Raw genomic sequence first — 16,077 nt, forward strand, 5'->3', positions numbered from 1 at the left:
CACAAAAAACCCCGCGGGACGATCCCGCGGGGTTTTTCACTGATGCTGGACGTCGCCTGCTACTTCAGCACGAGCTCCGTGAACGGATAGACATAGGCTTGCAACGTCACGAACACACCGACGAGGCAGGCCAGCACGATCGAGTGCCAGAACACGAAGCGCAGGATCGTGCCTTCGTGGCCGTACCAATTGGTCGCGGTGGAGGCGACGACGATCGATTGCGCGTCGATCATCTTGCCCATCACGCCGCCGGACGAGTTCGCCGCCGCCATCAGGATCGGCGACAGGCCGAGCTGCTGGGACGTGATCTTCTGGAGGTTGCCGAACAGGATGTTCGACGACGTGTCCGATCCGGTCAGCGCCACGCCCAACCAGCCGAGCAGCGTGCCGAAGAAGGGATAGAGCACGCCGGTTGCGGCAAAGGCGAGACCCAGCGTCGCGTCGACGCCGGACAGGCGCGTCAGCGTGCCGATCGCGAGCATCGCCGAGATCGTGATCAGCGAGATCGCGCAGAGCCGGATAGTACGGCCATATTCGACCAGCAGCCTGCCGGGACCCACGCCCATCAGGAAGCCGGAGATGATCGCCGCAATCAGCATGCCCGTGCCGGTGAAGGACAGATAGGTGAAGCCGAACACCGCCGCCTCCTTGGTCGGTCCTGGCGCGACCGGCGGCATCTTGTTGATCATCTGGTGCAGTTCGGGAACGGCGTAGTTCCAGGTGAAGATCCCGTTCGCCCAGGTCTTGAAGGCACCGTTGCCCCAGATCAACATCACGACGCAAACGATGATCCACGGCAGCAACGCGCTGAAGAGCTCGCTCTGCGTCAGCGGCGTCTTGTCGATCGGCTTTGCGGTCGCCATCGTCGCCGCCGATTCATCATGCCCGCGCAGCGCCGGCGATAGCCATAGCTGCTTCGGCTGCCAGATCTTCAGGAACAGGATCAGCGCGCCCATCGAGATCAGCGACGCACCGATGTCGACGATCCAGGGATTGACGTAGTTCGAGATCACGAATTGCGGGACCGCGAACGTCACGCCGGTGACGAGGATCGCCGGCCAAACGTCCTTCATTCCCTTCCAGCCCGCGAACGCCCACACCACCCAGAACGGCACGATCAGCGAGAACAGCGGCAATTGCCGTCCAACCATCGCACCGAGGATGTAGGGATCTAGCCCCGTGACCGAAGCGAGGCCCTGGATCGGCGTGCCCAGCGCGCCGAAGGCGACAGGCGCGGTGTTGGCGATCAGCGACAGGCCGGAGGCCGCAAGCGGCGAAAAGCCGAGACCGATCAGCACGGCGCCGGTGATCGCCACCGGCGTACCGAAGCCCGAGGCGCCCTCAAAGAAGGCGCCGAAGGAGAACGCGATCAGCAGTAATTGCAGCCGCCGGTCCTCGGTGACGCCGCCGACCGCGCGCTTCAGGAGTTCGAACCGCCCGGTCGTCACCGTCACCTGGTAGAGGAAGATGACGTTGAGAACGATCCAGCCGATCGGGAAAAAGCCGGTCACGATGCCGAGGATCGAGGCGCGGATCGACATGTTCACCGGCATGGTGAAAACGAAAATCGTGATGAGGTTGGTCACGATCACGGCAATGATTGCTGCGACGTGAGCCGGAACGCGCCCGCTCGCGATCAGGACCAGAAGCGTAACGACAGGTATCGCCGCCGCGATCGTCGACAGCACGGGGCTGTGCAGCGGATCATAGATTTGATTCCACATGGTCTTCCTCCCCCACGCATGTGTGCGGCAGCCGGCCCGCGTGGACAGCCGATCCTGCTTGACGCTGGAGCGATAACCCCCGAACTGGACGCGAATTCCTTGCGAATGCAGCGGTTCCCGCCCGCTCACAAGCTCGCGAAATCCCGGAGGCCCCCACCCCGCGCCGTTGAAGCCCATGCTAGGGTTGCAAGCCGCGACAAGCCAACGCAAATTGCAGAACTTGCGACTTTAGTCTAAGCGCACCCAATTTCTGCCATGGCCTCAGCCGCTTGGCTCCAAGGCCGCTGTGCATATCCGTCAGGAGATCCCCCTCTGTGAAGAACATCAGCGCCACGCTCGCGACCGTCTGGCGAATCGCCGCCCCGTATTTCCGATCGGAGGACAAATGGGCCGGCCGCGGCCTGCTCGGCGTCGTCGTCGTACTGGAGCTGACGCTCGTCGCGATCAATGTGCTGCTCAATCAGTGGCAGAACCGGTTTTACAGCGCACTCCAGGCCTACGACCTGAATGAGTTCGTCATGCAGGTCTGGATCTTCCTCGGCCTTGCCTTCGCTTACGTCGGCGTGGCCGTCTACAAGCTTTATCTGAACCAGTGGCTGCAGATCCGCTGGCGGCGGTGGATGACGCAACACTATCTCGGCGAATGGCTCGACGGCGCCACGCATTACCGCATGCAGCTGAAGGGCGACGCCGCCGATAACCCGGACCAGCGTCTCACCGAGGACGTCACGAACTTCGTCGAGCAGACGCTTGTCCTCGGTCTCGGCCTGCTGTCGTCCATCGTGACGCTGGCGTCGTTCATCGTCATCCTCTGGGGTCTGTCCAACAGGGCGCCCCTGCACATTTACGGTACCGATATCGTCATCCCGGGCTTCCTGGTCTGGTGCGCGCTGGCCTACGCGCTCCTGGGTACGGCACTGACGCACTGGATCGGCGCGCCGCTCATCAATCTTTATTTCGAGAAACAGCGCTACGAGGCCGACTTCCGCTTCAACCTGATCCGCGTACGCGAAAATTCCGAACAGATTGCACTCTTGAAAGGAGAGAGCGCGGAGCAAGGTCATCTGCTGCAGCGCTTCGGCTACGTCATCGGCAACTGGTATGCGATCATGAGCCGGACCAAGCGCCTCACCGCCTTCACGGCGAGCTACGGCCAGGCTGCGACGATCTTTCCCTATGTGGTGGTCGCGCCCGCCTACTTCGCCAAGAGCATCCAGCTCGGCGACATGATGCAGACCGGTTCGGCCTTTGGCCAGGTGCAGGATGCGCTGTCCTTTTTCGTCACGGCCTATCGAACGATAGCGGAATGGCGCGCGATCGTCGCACGTCTCGACGGCTTCGAGATGTCGGTCGCGACAGCGGCAAACCTGCCGGCGCATGAGGCGACGATCGAACTCAGGACGGCAGGCGGCAGCCGCACTATCGGCCTCGATAAGCTCTGCGTGTATCTCCCCAACGGCACGCCACTGGTCGCAGCCGACGGCTTCGCCGTCCAGGCGCCGGAGCACGTGCTCGTGACCGGGCCGTCGGGCTCCGGCAAGTCGACCCTGTTCCGCGCCATCGCCGGCATTTGGCCGTTCGGCACCGGCACCATCGCCATCCCCGCGCAGGCGAAGCTGATGATGCTGCCGCAACGCCCCTATTTCCCGATCGGCGCGCTGGGTGACGCCGTGATCTATCCCGCAGCACCCGGCGCATTCCAGGCAACCCAGATCCGGGACGCGGTGATCGCCGTCGGCCTGCCCGACCTCGCCGAACGGCTGGGCGAGGACGGCCACTGGAACCGGATGCTGTCGCTCGGCGAGCAGCAGCGCCTCGGGCTCGCCCGGGCGCTGCTGCATGGGCCGGACTATCTCTTCCTCGACGAGGCCACCGCCTCGCTCGACGAGCCGTCCGAGGCACGGCTGTACCGGCTGCTGGCGGAGAAGCTGCCGCAGGCCACGATCGTCTCGATCGGCCATCGCGCGACGCTCGACGCCTTCCACACCCGCAAGGTGGCGATGGTAAAGGAAGGCGCGATCCATGTGCTTGGCAACGGCGATGCGCCGGTCGAGCCAGAGCCGAGCGCGGCGCGCTGAGATTTCGAGATCGTCATGGCCGGGCTTGTCCCGGCCATCCACGACCTTGCCGGCAGCACAGAACAGAACGTGGATGCCCGGGACAAGCCCGGGCATGACGAGCGAACCTGGAGCGACCGCCAAGCCCTATGGCAACCCGCCAAAAACAAAAGGGCGGCAGATTGCTCTGCCGCCCTCGTTAGTCGTCTCGGGACAAAACTTACTTCAGGTTGGTCATCGCCGTCAGGTCGAAGGACAGCTTGGCGATACCCGCCGCGCCGCACCAGTTGGAGCCGGCGCCACCCGGATTGATCGCGGTCACGCTGGTGGTGCCGGTGGCGTTGAAGGCGCTGGTGAAGGCGTTGCAATCACCCTTGTTCAGGTTGCTGTCGGAGTAACGCAGATCCAGCGTGAACACCTTGTAGGTGAAGCCGACACCGACGTTCCAGGTATTGTAGCTCTTGTAGGGAATGCCGTTGGCATAGATCGTTCCGGGGATGCCGTAGAAGGCGTCCGAAGTGCCGAGCCACTGCCGGCCGAACTCACCCGACACGTACATGCCGAAGCCGGAAGCGCCGAAGGTCGTGCTCGGCGCGATCCACTTCGCGGTCACCGACGCGTAGTCGCCCCAGGCACCCGAGTTCAGGAAGTTCGGCGAGTAGTACTCGTTCACGCCGACCGACCAGCTGTCGTTGATGGTGTAGTTCATCTTGCCGTAGACTTCGAAGAAGCTGACGTCCTTCTTCATGACGTTGCCGTCGGCAAGGAAGATGGTCGTGGTGCTGACGGAACAGACGCCGCCGCCAGGAATGGCGCCGGTGAGCACGTTGTCGGCGCAGCTTCCGCCCGGATACAGGTAGCCCCAGACGCCGATGTCGAACGCGAAGGCGCCGAAGGTCGGGCGGATACCGCCGTAGACGTCGACTTCAGCCGCAGCGCGGTTGGCGAAGGAGATGCTCTCCGCGGACACACCGGCGTACAGCTGCAGGTCCTTGTTGATGTTGTAGCGGGGCTCGAAATAGGCCGCGACCGACGGTTTGTGGTTCGACTGGGTCACGCCGCGGAAGATGTAGTCGCTCATGATCGCGCCACCGAAGGCGATATCCCAGGGATCAAAGGCGGGCGCGGGAGGAGCCTTCAGTGCCTTCAAAGGCATGTCCGCCGCGAAAGCCGAACCCGTCACCATTGCCAGCGCCGTTGCTAACAAAGTTACTTTCTTCATTTCAATCCCCATCACCAGTTCTACCCAGTCGGATTCCCGGAAGCCCCCCGGGGCGTACGACCTGACTGCAAAATTGCGTTACAGCGGCAATCTGAAGGGAGGGGCGTAAAGCGAGAAGCAAAAAACAAGAGCATTTGCCGACTTTTTAGGCGTTCTGACGATTCCACGAAAGGTTGTCAGTCGGTGTTGCTTCTCGATCACATAATTTTCACTCTAAAGTGCACAGAGCGGTCCGGGATACTACGTGGGTCCGCGACGCCATGGCGCGCGTGCTACAAATCAACTGACTCAAAAAAGGGCAGCCTCCGGCATCCGTGGCGGCGATGCAAAAAAGCCGCAGCGTCACCGCTGCAGCCTTCCTGTTGTCGATCGTGGTCAGGGAATGAACCCCGCCGTCAGCGCAAGCTTGGGGCCTACCCCCTGAGACCTAACCCTGCCCTTCGGCCGGCGTCGGTTCCGCAGAAGACGAAGGCATCGCCCAGCTCGTCTCGGCCACAGGCTCAGGTGCCGGTGCTGCCACTGGAGCTGCGGGCTTCGGCGCGGGAGCTGCCTTCGCCTTCTTCGGTGCTGCTTTCTTGGCTGCTTTCTTGGCGGCCTTCTTCGGTGCCGCCTTCTTCACGGCCTTCTTGGCCGCGGCCTTCTTGGCCGTCTTCTTGGCGGCCTTCTTCGGCGCAGCCTTCTTGGCCGATTTCTTCGAAGACTTCCTGGCGGACTTCTTGGCCGCCTTCTTCTTCGTCGCCTTCTTCGCCGCTACAACCTTCTTGGCCTTTTTTGCCTTCTTGCTTTTTTTCTTACTCGCTTTCGCCATCGTGGTCCTCCTGTTGCCGCCAAACAATGGTCGATCGGGCGCCCTTCAGCCGTCACTTCCGGACGAAAGATCAGCGCGACGCATCCAGTGCTGGCCGCGCCCCGCCCGTAGCCCAATCAAGAAGCTCAATCGTGTGTACGACCGGGACTGACGTGCCACTGGCAATCTGCACCATGCAGCCGATATTGCCTGCGGCAATCATGTCCGGCTTGACGCTCGCGATGTTGGCGACCTTGCGATCGCGCAACCGGCCCGCAAGCTCAGGCTGGAGAATGTTGTAGGTCCCCGCCGAGCCGCAACACAAATGGCTCTCCGGCACATCTTTCACCACGAATCCATTCTTGGAAAGCAATTCTTTCGGAAGGCCCGTGATTTTCTGCCCGTGCTGCAACGAACACGCTGAGTGATACGCGACGACGATGTTGTCCTGCCGCGCGGTGGGTTCGAGTCCGAGGCCGGCGATGTACTCCGTGATATCCTTCGCAAGCGCGGACACCTTCGCCGCATCAGCTGCGAACGCGTGGTCCTCGCGCAGCAGATAGCCGTAGTCCTTGATCACCGTGCCGCAGCCGGACGTCGTCACCAGGATGGCGTCGAGCCCCTCGCCAGCGGCCTCCTTCTGCCACGCCGTGACGTTGGCGCGGGCCCGGCCCAGCGCATCGTCATCGTGTCCGAGGTGATGGGTCAGCGCGCCGCAGCATTGCTCGTCCCTGACCAGGACGACCTCGATGCCGTGACGGGTCAGCAGGCTGATGGCGGCCTGGTTGATGCGCGGCGCCAGCACCTGCTGGGCGCAGCCCTGGAGCAGCGCGACCCGGCCGCGTTTCTTGCCAAGCGCTGCGAACACGCTGCCCGGAAGCGCGCCCGGCGTCGGCAGCCGGCCTGGGGCCAGCGCCAGCATCGCCTTGAGGCGCTGGATCAGGCCGGGCGTGGCCGAGGGCCGCGGGGTCGGCAGGAAGACAGCAAAGGGTCGGGCCAGCTGCGCCAGCCGCATGCTGATGCGAAATCGTTGCGGGTCCGGCAGCACGAAAGCCAGCACCTGCCGCAGCAGCCTCTCGCTGAGCGGCCTCTGATAGCGCTGCTCGATCCTGACCCGGGCCTGATCGACGAGGTGCATGTAGTTCACCCCGGAGGGGCAGGTCGTCATGCAGGACAGGCACGACAGGCAGCGGTCGACATGCTTGACCACCTCGGCTGTCGGCGCCTGGTCCTTTTCCAGCATCTCCTTGATCAGGTAGATGCGGCCGCGCGGACTATCGAGTTCGTCGCCGAGCAGCACATAGGTCGGGCAGGTTGCGGTGCAGAAGCCGCAATGGACGCAGGCGCGCAGGATCTTGTCGGCTTCCGCGATATCGGGGTCGGCGAGCTGCGCCAGTGTGAATTCGGTCTTCATGCCGTAGCGCCCCGCCTCAAGCGTCCCCGGTTCAAGATCGACTTCGGATCGAAACTGGCACGGACCCGCTCGCTCAGCGCGGCAATGCCTGGCGCTTGCGGATGGAATACGTCGACAGTGCGCCTGACGTCCTCGGCGGCCCGGATCAGCGTGGCATGCCCACCGAACGCATTGGCCCGCTGGCGCACGGCCGGGGCATGCGCGTCGGCCTTCGGCGGCAGCGCCGCCCAGATCAGCCCGCCGCCCCAGTCGTAGATGACATCGCCGCCGGTCTCGCGCGCCAATTGCGTGCCGAGCGCCGCACCCGAAGCCGGCGGACAAACGATTCGCCACACCGGCCAGGCCCCGAGCGCACCCCCGGCCGCGAACGGCAGCACGTCGCGGATGGTCGCCCACAGTGCCGACGACGCGGCGTCCTCGATCAGGGTTGCGGTTCCGAACGGCGCGAGCAATTCGCGCAAGGAGCCGGCGCGATGAGCGGCGGAGGCCGTGATGCCCTCGAGCCGCAGCACCGTCAGCGCCTCGCCCTGACCGGCGATATCGCCAAGCCCATCGGTCCTGACGCGGAAGGCCGATTTCGGCAGATGCGCGGCGGCAGAGACGTCGAAGGGCGAGCCGAGGGCCGCGGTCATCGCCTTGTTCGCGGCGGCCTCGTCGGGCCCGCGCAGCAGCAGCGTCCGCTCGGCTTCGGGCTTCGGCATCACCTTCAGCGTCACCTCAGTCATCACCGACAACGTGCCCCAGGAGCCCGAAAGCAGCTTGCAGAGGTCGTAACCCGTGACGTTCTTCACCACCTTGCCGCCGGTCTTGAAGCTGTCGCCGAAGCCGGAGACGGCATGCGCCCCCAGGAGATGGTCGCGCGCCCCGCCCGCCTTGATCCGCCGCGGGCCGGCCAGCCCGGCCGCGATCATGCCGCCGATGGTGCCGAGCGCCGGCGTGCCGAGCAGCGGCGCGGTATTGATTGGCTCGAAGGCGAATTGCTGGTTCTTGGCATCGATCAGCGACAGCACGTCGGCCAGCGGCGCGCCGGCCTGGAGCGTCACGATCAATTCATTGGGTTCGTAGGAGGTGACGGCATTCAGCGCGGAGAGATCGAGCACGGCATTGGTCGACATTGCGTGGCCAATGCCGCGCTTGGAGCCATGACCGATGATCTCGAGCGGCTGCTCATTGGCAATCGCCGCGCGCACCACCTCTTCGACGTCCTTGGCGTCTCTGACCCTGAGCGTATCCACGCGTCTAGCGGGTAACGATATTTGGTCCCAAAATCAAATGCGGACACCGAACAGCGAGCGGAATGCGTCAAGCCCGGTATCGGTGATCTCGACGGAGCGCCCCTGCGGCCTGCGGCGGATCCAGTCCCGCTGGAACGCCAGCTCGGCGAGCGCCGCCCCAGCCCGCCCGGCCAGATGCGGCCGGCGTTCGCTCCAGTCGAGACAGGGCCGGCACAGCACCCGCCGGTGCCGCGCCGACGGGCGGAGATCGAGACCGAAACTGCCGAGAAACGCCGTGCCCACTTCCGTCAGCTCACCGACCTCCTGGTCGAGAACCAGATAATCGCGCTCCCGGAGCGCGTCGGCGAGGGCGACACCGAGCTCGCCCGCGAGGTGATCGTAGCAGGTCCGGGCTCGCCGCATCGCGGCATCGATCCGCGCCGGCGGCCGCGAACCCAGCGGACCGGTAACTGCGACCGTCATCATGCCCTCCAGGATCTGCGCGACCAGCGGCGTAGCCAGCCGGTACAACCGCCGCGGTCCCCGCCGCTCGACTTTCAGAAGCGCGTGCTGCACCAGCCGGCCGAGATGCCAGCTCGCCGTCTGCGGCGTGACGCCGGCGACCAGCGCCAGCTCGCCCGCCGTCTGCGCGCGTCCATCCATCAGGCGCGACAGGATCAGGGCGCGGCCGGGATCGGCGATAAGGGCGGCCAGGTCAGCGAGTTCGCGTGCGATGGTCGGCATGGCCGGCTCCGGCATGTGACGAAAACCCATCGCGCTTGTCGCACGGGACGTCGCCGCAACGTTTCGATCAGGATCGAAACGTTCACGACATCGACATTTCGATCACCGGCGAATCCAACCGGCGCGCCGTCGCGACATGGTGGCAGCGATCGCGATCGAGACGAAGCAACGGAGGCACAGATGGAGCGATCGACACATGCGCGGCCAGCGCCGCGCGCACGGGAAGCCTTCAGCCGCAGGTCGGTGATCACCATCCTCGCGATCTATCTCTCGCCATGGACGGCGACGCCATCCCAGGCACAGGAGCAAGGAGCAAAGACAATGAACCACTATGCAACACAGAAATCGATCAGCGACGCCGTCGACGGCGGCGGCCTACTCGTGGTCGCGCAATGGGAGGCGAAGCCCGGCGAGGCCGACAGGATTGCCGCCATCCTCGACCGCTTCCTTCCGGAGGCGCAGCGCGAGGACGGCGTCAAGCTCTTCCTGATCTCGCGGGCAAAGGACAATCCGGCGCAGTTCCTGTTCTACGAACTGTTCCGCGACGAAGCCGCGTTCAAGGCCCATCAGGAGAGCGCGCATTTCAAGACCTACATCGCCGGCGAAGCGCTGCCTTTGCTGGCGAAGCGTGAGCGCGCACAGTACGGGTTGCTGTAACGGCTGCTGGAGGGAAGCGCTCGCGTCGCAAGCTCTTCCCTCCACAGGATCCTAGAACCTTGGAATATCGGGGAATGCCACTTTACCCGCATGGACATGCATGCGGCCGAGCTCGGCGCAGCGGTGGAGGGTGGGAAACACTTTTCCGGGGTTGAGCAGGCCCTGCGCGTCGAAGGCGCATTTCAGCCGCTGCTGCTGGTTGAGGTCGATCTCGGTGAACATGTCGGGCATGAGATCACGCTTCTCGATGCCGACGCCGTGCTCACCGGTGAGCACGCCGCCGAACTCGACGCAGGCGCGCAGGATGTCGGCACCGAAGGCTTCGGCGCGCTCGATCTCGCCGGGCTTGTTGGCATCGTAGAGGATCAGCGGATGCAGGTTGCCGTCGCCGGCGTGGAACACGTTGGCGCAGCCGAGCTGGTACTTTTCCGAGAGCTCGCGGATGCGCGCCAGCGCCTTCGGCAGCGCGCCGCGCGGGATGGTGCCGTCCATGCAGAGATAGTCGGGCGATATACGTCCCACCGCGGGAAACGCGGCCTTGCGCCCGGCCCAGAACAGATTGCGCTCGGCCTCCGAGGTCGAGATCTGGCAGGTGGTCGAGCCACAAGCGTTCGCGATGGTCTCGACGCGCGTGATGAGCTCGTCGACCTCGATCTTGGGACCGTCGAGCTCGATGATGAGCAGCGCCTCGACATCGAGCGGATAGCCGGCATGAACGAAGGCTTCGGCGGCGTGGATCGCGGGCTTGTCCATCATCTCCATGCCACCGGGAATGATGCCGGCGCCGATGATGCGCGCCACGCATTCGCCGGCCGCCTCCACTTGCGCAAAGCCGACCATCAGTGCGCGCGCCGTCTCCGGCTTCTGCAGGATGCGCACGGTGATCTCGGTGATGACGCCGAGCAGGCCTTCCGAGCCCGTGATCACGCCCATCAGATCGTAGCCGGAATGCTCCGCCGACTTGCCGCCGATGCGCAAAATCTCGCCGCTCATCAGGACAATCTCGCAACCGAGCACGTTGTTGGTTGTCATGCCGTATTTCAGGCAATGCACGCCGCCGGAATTTTCCGCGACGTTGCCGCCGATCGAGCAGGCGATCTGCGAGGACGGATCGGGCGCGTAATAAAAGCCGGCATGCGCAACCGCCTGGCTGATCGCGAGATTGGTGACGCCGGGTTCGGTGACGACGACGCGGTTGTCGAAATCGATCTCGCGGATGCGCTTGAACTTGCCGAGACCCAGCAGCACGCCATCTTCCAGAGGCAACGCGCCGCCGGACAACGAGGTGCCGGAACCGCGCGGCACCACCTTGATGCCGTGGGCGGCACAATATTTCAGGACGAGCGAGACCTGCTCGGTGGTGTCGGGCAGCACCACGACCATCGGCGGCTGCCGATAGGCGGTCAGCCCATCGGATTCGTAGGCCCGCATCTCGGCAGGCGTATCGATGACGCCTTCGCCGGGCACGATTGCGCGCAATGCAGCAACGATCTCCGCGCGGCGCGCGAGCACCGCCTGATCGCTCGCGGGCATCATGATGGCCATGATTTATCCTTCCGGCTCACGCCGCGTGATCGATTTGTCGCGACAAATCAAGCACGTTCGGAGCTATTTGGGTAGGCCATCCGAAAGTCGGAGCAACGATCTCGGGCCGAGTTCGCTCTGGGACAAGTAGGAAATCATGAAACCTGTCATGGTTTCGTGGCTTGTCCAAGCCGAGCGGGCCGTGCCAAAACCGGCAGGGTTCGACGATCGCCGACCGAATAAGATCCCACCGGGAAAGAGACGAAGAGCACCCTATGAAAAAACTGACTTTTGGCGCGCTGATGATCCTCACCGTCACTGCCACGGCCACCAGCGCGATGGCGCAGGATGCCGCGGCCGGCAAATCGTCGTTCAACAAATGCCTGGCCTGCCATGCCATCGGCGAGGGCGCCAAGAACAAGGTCGGCCCCGAGCTCAACGGTCTCGACGGCCGCAAATCCGGCACCGCGCCCGACTATAGCTACTCGGATGCGAACAAGAATTCCGGCATCACCTGGAACGAGGCGCAGTTCAAGGAATACATCAAGGATCCGAAGGCCAAGATCCCCGGCACCAAGATGGCGTTCGCCGGCATCAAGAACGAGACCGAGATCAACAATCTCTGGACCTACGTGTCGCAGTTCGACAAGGACGGGAAGATCAAGCAGTAAGCAGGTGAACGGCGGCCGCTAGAGCTTCGGTCTGATTGAATCAGAACCGAAGCTCTAGCTCTTTGTTTTGACGCGTTTTCTTCACGCGAACCGGTATCCACTTCGCTCGAAAACGCTTTAGCCCGCGGCCGCCTGCGCCGGGGCGATTGTCCCGATCATCGTCTCGATCTCCGTCTTCACGAGATCAGGCACCGCGTTCTGCACCATGTGGCCGAGATCGGGCAGCACGATCAGCTTGGCGTTCGGCACTGTCGCGGCGAACGGGCGCGCGTGGATGTCGGTCTTCACCGTCTTGTCGGGCGCGCCGGCGATGATCGTGACCGGCACCCTGATCTCGCCGTAGCGCGGAGCCTGCTCGGCCACCGACGCCTTGAGCGTCACCAGATCATAGGCATTGGCGATGAATTCGCGCGGGCGCAGCAGCAGCGGCGTCGCGGACTCCTTCACGAAACCGTCCGGCATCGTCTGCGGGAGGAAGACGTTGCGCGCGCCGGCCGCGGCGACGAAATAGCCCAGCGGCAACGTGATCGTGTAGGCGAGCAGCGGGCCGATCACCGGCGTTGCGATGATCTCGTTGTAGCGGCCGACGCCGCCGCGCCAGGGATGGGTCACCGGCGCCAGCATCACGAGGCCGGCGACGCGGCTTGCGTGATCGAGCGCCAGCCGCGCGCCGAGCGCGCCGCTCCAGGAATGCACGACGAAGACCGCACGATCGATCCCGAGTTTGCCGAGCGCCGCGTCGATCATCCGCGCCTGGATGTCCGGCGTCGAATCCTGCCGTCGCGCGCGCGTGCTCCAGCCGTGGCCGGGACGGTCGATCAGGATGACGCGATGCTGCTTGGCCAGGAGCTCGCCGAGCGGATGCCGCATTACTTCGAGGTTGGAGCTCGCGCCATGCACCAGCACGATCGGCAGGCCGGCATCGCGCGGGCCGATGTCGACGACGTGGAGCACGGCGCCATCGACCGCGATCATCCGGCCCTGCGGCGGAAAGGCACGTTGCACGACGACAATTCCGGCCTGCGTAACCAGCGCCAGCAGCACCAGCGCCGTCACGGCTGACATCACGATCATGGAGAGAGTCCGGGCAATCCAGGGCACATCGCAGTTACGGGTTAGCCAGGCGGCAGTTTCGCTCAAGGCGGCTCAGCGCTTCCACCGGAAGTGCCGCCCTGTGGATATGTGCATAATTGCCGAACCAAAAGCTCAATTGAATCAATGATTGTAAGTGGTACCCCATAAGCTCCGGACCAGCTTCATGCAGTCGTCATCGCAGCTTCCTTATAATCGCCACGGTCGGTTCCGCCATTGAGACTCGGATGGGCGCCGATCCCTCCTCGCAACCTCAGGGGATGTGGGAAAGACCGGCAGGATTGTCCTGGTTTGAACCGGAGGATTTTTCGATGAGCTTGAGATCGAACGATACTGCAATCGACGAGATCGTCGCGAGCTGCAACGGTGACCTGCGCGGTGCCGTGCGGGCGCTGCTCCTGATCAACGAGCATCTCGAGACGGAACTCGCAAAGGCCTATGCCGCGGCCGCCGATCACGGTCTTGCGGAACGCGGCAGCAGCGTCCTGCACTAGCCGAAGGTTAGCCTGCGCCGTCCTCGGCCTTCTGCTCGTCGGGCGTGAGCGCGGGACAGGCGCGAATGGTCGAGCGTGCCAGCTTGGCATCGTCCTCGGATTTGTAGGGTCCGTCGCCGAACCAGATGTCGCCGTCGATGACCGGATTGCTGGTCACGATGTTGCATTTGCCGGTGGCGCGATTGCCGACCACCCAGAACAGTCCGTCGGCAAGGCTCATCGTTCCCGATGCCAACAGCAAGCTACAAGCAAAGATCAAACGCGTCATGGCTTTTGCTCCTGCCATGCAGGTAGACCTGCGGCGGCGCCGGCAATAGTCCTCGCGACGTCGCGCCTCCGATCGTGGTTAATCGGCGGACGCCACGACCGCTCAAGAAATGATCGAGTTAGAGGCTAGATGTCGCGGCCTTCGACCTTCTCGGTCAAAGCCTTCACCTGATCGGGAATCTTCTCGAGGTGCGGATTGACGGCGAGCGCCTTGCGATAGGCCTCGAGCGCGCGCTTCTCGTCGCCGACGTCCTGCATGATCATGCCGAGCCCTGCGAGCGCGCCGAAATGACGGGGCTCGCGGATCAGCACCTCGCGGATGTCGGCGAGCGAGCGGGCATAGTCGTTCTGCATGTAATAGAGCGTGGCGCGGCGATTCCAAGCTTCGATATAGTCGGGGCGGAGCTTGACGACCGAGTCCAGCAACTTGATCGCGACATCGATCTTCTTCGCATCGACGGCCGCCTTGGACCGCGCCATCAACAGCGCTGCGGTGTCGCTCGGGGTCTGGAGCCAGATCGCCCAGATCCGTGCCTCGACATGCTTGGCGCTGTCTTCGTCGGGGGCGGCCTTCAGCGCGCCGAACAGGAAATCGAGATTCTTGGTGCGCTCGGCCTTGGGCAGCTTGGGCGGAGGCTCGGGCAGCTTCTTCTGCTGCTTCGCCGGCGGGGCCGGATCATCCTGCGCCAGCGCCGGCGCAAGGCCGGCCGCTCCGAGAACCAGGGCCAGACACAGGGTACGTGCGAAAGGGAATCTCACTGCCATGGTCAAAGTCTAAACGCGCAAAGCCGCCCTTGCAAAGCAGGGCGGCGTCAAACTCGTGTGAGACGGTGGTCTTGCGGGGCGCGCGTGCGCGAGGCGACCGCGAGGGCGATCAGCCCTGGCGAGCCTTGAAGCGGCGCTGCACCTTGTTGATCACATAGACCCGGCCCTTGCGGCGGACCAGGCGGTTGGCGCGATGGCGACCGCGCAGCGACTTCAACGAGTTACGGACCTTCATGGCAGAATCCTGAACGTTCGAAAGGCCGTGTTCGGCACTACCGTTTCGGCACGCGCGAATGTGGCAAAATGAAATCTTTCCCGCAGGCGGACGGCCGCCCGGGATGGGGCGGTTCTTAAGGCATGGCGGGAGGTGATGTCAATGTTAACTGCCCGGTTCCGAACCGGCAAATTCGTGAAAACAACCCCATGCACAGTAGAAACGGCCGGATCGGCCCGATCTGTCCATGCCCTCGGTCAAGGGTTCGCTTGCCAAATTCGTTATATCATATAATCAATTTGGCAACCCGTCGGGAGGACACCAATGCCGAAGCTGAAGCTGCCGAACATCGACGATGTCGTCGCCATCGACATCCACACCCATGCCGAGGAGCCCTGCGGCTGCCATGCCGACGATGGCTACGACGACTTCCAGGCGCAGATGGCCGAGTATTTCAAGTCACCGAACAAGCATCCGCCGACCGTGCCAGAGACCGCGGCCTACTACCGCTCCAAGAACATCGCAGCCGTGATCTTCCCGGTCGATGCCGAGCGCGAGACCGGCTTCCGCCGCTACAACAATTACGAGATGATCGAGGCCGCCTCCGACCATCTCGACGTCCTCATCCCCTTCGTCTCGATCGACCCGCACAAGGGCAAGCTCGGCGCCCGTGAGGCGCGCAAGCTGATCGAGGAATACGGCGTTCGCGGCTTCAAATTCCATCCGACCATGCAGGGCTTCTACGCCAACGACCGCATGGCCTATCCGCTCTACGAAGAGATCAACAATGGCGGCGCGATCGCGCTGTTCCACACCGGCCAGACCGGCGTCGGCTCGGGCATGCCGGGCGGCATGGGCATGCGGCTGAAATATTCCAACCCGATGTACATGGACGACGTCGCGGCCGATTTCCCCGACCTCAAGATCATCCTCGCCCACCCCTCCTTCCCCTGGCAGGAAGAGGCGCTGTCGGTCGCGACCCACAAGCCGAACGTCTATATCGACCTCTCGGGCTGGTCGCCGAAATACTTCCCGCCGATCCTGGTGCGCTACATCAACTCGATCCTGCAGGACAAGATGCTGTTCGGCTCGGACTGGCCGGTGATCACGCCGGACCGCTGGCTGTCGGACTTCGCCAAAATCGACATCCGCGACGAGATCCGGCCGAAGGTGTTGAAGGCCAACGCGCGGAAGATTTTGGGGATCTAGGTGAGTCTTCAAAACCTCGCGG

The 16,077-nt window shown here is 63.8% G+C and carries 16 protein-coding genes; 5 read left to right on the forward strand and 11 right to left on the reverse strand.

Annotated features, from left to right (window positions below):
• Positions 1 to 59: 59 nt before the first annotated feature.
• Complete coding sequence (locus K3F49_RS35390; protein ID WP_234685485.1) at positions 60 to 1,724, reverse strand: L-lactate permease; 1,665 nt, start codon at positions 1,722 to 1,724, stop codon at positions 60 to 62.
• Between the two features lie 314 nt (positions 1,725 to 2,038).
• Here K3F49_RS35390 and K3F49_RS35395 point away from each other — a divergent pair, with 314 nt between their 5' ends.
• On the forward strand, positions 2,039 to 3,802 hold the full coding sequence (locus tag K3F49_RS35395; protein ID WP_234685486.1) for an ABC transporter ATP-binding protein/permease: 1,764 nt from the start codon (positions 2,039 to 2,041) through the stop codon (positions 3,800 to 3,802).
• 199 nt (positions 3,803 to 4,001) lie between these two features.
• Here the strand turns inward: K3F49_RS35395 and K3F49_RS35400 are convergent, their stop codons facing one another.
• The 5 genes from K3F49_RS35400 to K3F49_RS35420 form a co-directional block, all read right to left on the reverse strand.
• Complete coding sequence (locus K3F49_RS35400; protein WP_234685487.1) at positions 4,002 to 5,003, reverse strand: TorF family putative porin; 1,002 nt, start codon at positions 5,001 to 5,003, stop codon at positions 4,002 to 4,004.
• A gap of 427 nt (positions 5,004 to 5,430) precedes the next feature.
• Positions 5,431 to 5,811 (reverse strand): histone, encoded by a 381-nt coding sequence (locus K3F49_RS35405; RefSeq protein WP_234685488.1) that lies wholly within the window; start codon positions 5,809 to 5,811, stop codon positions 5,431 to 5,433.
• Positions 5,812 to 5,881: 70 nt separating this feature from the next.
• Positions 5,882 to 7,204 (reverse strand): glycolate oxidase subunit GlcF, encoded by a 1,323-nt coding sequence (glcF, locus tag K3F49_RS35410; protein WP_234685489.1) that lies wholly within the window; start codon positions 7,202 to 7,204, stop codon positions 5,882 to 5,884.
• Complete coding sequence (locus K3F49_RS35415) at positions 7,201 to 8,439, reverse strand: FAD-binding protein (RefSeq protein ID WP_234685490.1); 1,239 nt, start codon at positions 8,437 to 8,439, stop codon at positions 7,201 to 7,203. Before K3F49_RS35415 ends, glcF begins: the two co-directional genes overlap by 4 nt.
• Positions 8,440 to 8,472: 33 nt before the next feature.
• Positions 8,473 to 9,162 (reverse strand): ArsR/SmtB family transcription factor, encoded by a 690-nt coding sequence (locus K3F49_RS35420; protein ID WP_234685491.1) that lies wholly within the window; start codon positions 9,160 to 9,162, stop codon positions 8,473 to 8,475.
• Between the two features lie 180 nt (positions 9,163 to 9,342).
• Between K3F49_RS35420 and K3F49_RS35425 the strand changes: the two genes are divergently transcribed.
• A complete protein-coding gene (locus K3F49_RS35425; RefSeq protein WP_234685492.1) occupies positions 9,343 to 9,819 on the forward strand; it encodes a putative quinol monooxygenase in 477 nt (158 codons plus the stop codon).
• A gap of 51 nt (positions 9,820 to 9,870) precedes the next feature.
• Here K3F49_RS35425 and K3F49_RS35430 read toward each other — a convergent pair whose 3' ends face one another.
• Positions 9,871 to 11,364 (reverse strand): FAD-linked oxidase C-terminal domain-containing protein, encoded by a 1,494-nt coding sequence (locus K3F49_RS35430; protein ID WP_234685493.1) that lies wholly within the window; start codon positions 11,362 to 11,364, stop codon positions 9,871 to 9,873.
• A 254-nt stretch (positions 11,365 to 11,618) separates the two neighbouring features.
• On the opposite strand from K3F49_RS35430, the gene cycA reads away from it, so the two are divergent.
• The gene (cycA, locus tag K3F49_RS35435) at positions 11,619 to 12,014 is read left to right on the forward strand and encodes a cytochrome c-550 CycA (protein ID WP_148755061.1); all 396 of its coding nucleotides are present in this window, start codon (positions 11,619 to 11,621) and stop codon (positions 12,012 to 12,014) included.
• 117 nt (positions 12,015 to 12,131) lie between these two features.
• On the opposite strand, the gene K3F49_RS35440 is transcribed toward cycA, so the two are convergent.
• Positions 12,132 to 13,088, reverse strand: coding sequence for an alpha/beta fold hydrolase (locus tag K3F49_RS35440; RefSeq protein ID WP_234685494.1), 957 nt, complete (start codon positions 13,086 to 13,088; stop codon positions 12,132 to 12,134).
• A 329-nt stretch (positions 13,089 to 13,417) separates the two neighbouring features.
• Between K3F49_RS35440 and K3F49_RS35445 the strand changes: the two genes are divergently transcribed.
• Entirely contained in the window at positions 13,418 to 13,600 is a 183-nt protein-coding gene (locus tag K3F49_RS35445; RefSeq protein WP_234685495.1) for a hypothetical protein, read from the forward strand.
• Positions 13,601 to 13,607: 7 nt separating this feature from the next.
• On the opposite strand, the gene K3F49_RS35450 is transcribed toward K3F49_RS35445, so the two are convergent.
• From K3F49_RS35450 to ykgO, 3 genes are all read right to left on the reverse strand, one after another.
• Complete coding sequence (locus tag K3F49_RS35450) at positions 13,608 to 13,868, reverse strand: hypothetical protein (RefSeq protein WP_234685496.1); 261 nt, start codon at positions 13,866 to 13,868, stop codon at positions 13,608 to 13,610.
• A gap of 125 nt (positions 13,869 to 13,993) precedes the next feature.
• Positions 13,994 to 14,632 (reverse strand): tetratricopeptide repeat protein, encoded by a 639-nt coding sequence (locus tag K3F49_RS35455; RefSeq protein ID WP_234685497.1) that lies wholly within the window; start codon positions 14,630 to 14,632, stop codon positions 13,994 to 13,996.
• A gap of 109 nt (positions 14,633 to 14,741) precedes the next feature.
• A complete protein-coding gene (gene ykgO / locus K3F49_RS35460) occupies positions 14,742 to 14,867 on the reverse strand; it encodes a type B 50S ribosomal protein L36 (RefSeq protein ID WP_006611362.1) in 126 nt (41 codons plus the stop codon).
• 303 nt (positions 14,868 to 15,170) lie between these two features.
• Here ykgO and K3F49_RS35465 point away from each other — a divergent pair, with 303 nt between their 5' ends.
• Positions 15,171 to 16,055 carry an amidohydrolase family protein gene (locus tag K3F49_RS35465; protein ID WP_234685498.1) on the forward strand — a complete coding sequence of 295 codons (885 nt, stop codon included), beginning with the start codon at positions 15,171 to 15,173 and terminating at the stop codon, positions 16,053 to 16,055.
• The last annotated feature ends 22 nt before the right edge of the window (positions 16,056 to 16,077 follow it).

Origin of the sequence: Bradyrhizobium monzae (assembly GCF_021458635.1) — a bacterium.
In the GTDB taxonomy this organism is placed as follows: Bacteria; Pseudomonadota; Alphaproteobacteria; order Rhizobiales; family Xanthobacteraceae; genus Bradyrhizobium.

Bases quoted from the DNA above. Each gene is read 5' to 3' on its own strand.
- cycA (WP_148755061.1), top strand. From the start codon at position 11,619: ATGAAAAAACTGACTTTTGGCGCGCTGATGATCCTCACCGTCACTGCC.
- K3F49_RS35445 (WP_234685495.1), top strand. From the start codon at position 13,418: ATGAGCTTGAGATCGAACGATACTGCAATCGACGAGATCGTCGCGAGC.
- K3F49_RS35405 (WP_234685488.1), bottom strand. From the start codon at position 5,811: ATGGCGAAAGCGAGTAAGAAAAAAAGCAAGAAGGCAAAAAAGGCCAAG.
- K3F49_RS35400 (WP_234685487.1), bottom strand. From the start codon at position 5,003: ATGAAGAAAGTAACTTTGTTAGCAACGGCGCTGGCAATGGTGACGGGT.
- K3F49_RS35465 (WP_234685498.1), top strand. From the start codon at position 15,171: ATGCCGAAGCTGAAGCTGCCGAACATCGACGATGTCGTCGCCATCGAC.
- K3F49_RS35390 (WP_234685485.1), bottom strand. From the start codon at position 1,724: ATGTGGAATCAAATCTATGATCCGCTGCACAGCCCCGTGCTGTCGACG.
- K3F49_RS35430 (WP_234685493.1), bottom strand. From the start codon at position 11,364: ATGGCCATCATGATGCCCGCGAGCGATCAGGCGGTGCTCGCGCGCCGC.
- K3F49_RS35425 (WP_234685492.1), top strand. From the start codon at position 9,343: ATGGAGCGATCGACACATGCGCGGCCAGCGCCGCGCGCACGGGAAGCC.
- glcF (WP_234685489.1), bottom strand. From the start codon at position 7,204: ATGAAGACCGAATTCACACTGGCGCAGCTCGCCGACCCCGATATCGCG.
- K3F49_RS35420 (WP_234685491.1), bottom strand. From the start codon at position 9,162: ATGCCGACCATCGCACGCGAACTCGCTGACCTGGCCGCCCTTATCGCC.
- K3F49_RS35440 (WP_234685494.1), bottom strand. From the start codon at position 13,088: ATGATCGTGATGTCAGCCGTGACGGCGCTGGTGCTGCTGGCGCTGGTT.
- ykgO (WP_006611362.1), bottom strand. From the start codon at position 14,867: ATGAAGGTCCGTAACTCGTTGAAGTCGCTGCGCGGTCGCCATCGCGCC.
- K3F49_RS35450 (WP_234685496.1), bottom strand. From the start codon at position 13,868: ATGACGCGTTTGATCTTTGCTTGTAGCTTGCTGTTGGCATCGGGAACG.
- K3F49_RS35455 (WP_234685497.1), bottom strand. From the start codon at position 14,632: ATGGCAGTGAGATTCCCTTTCGCACGTACCCTGTGTCTGGCCCTGGTT.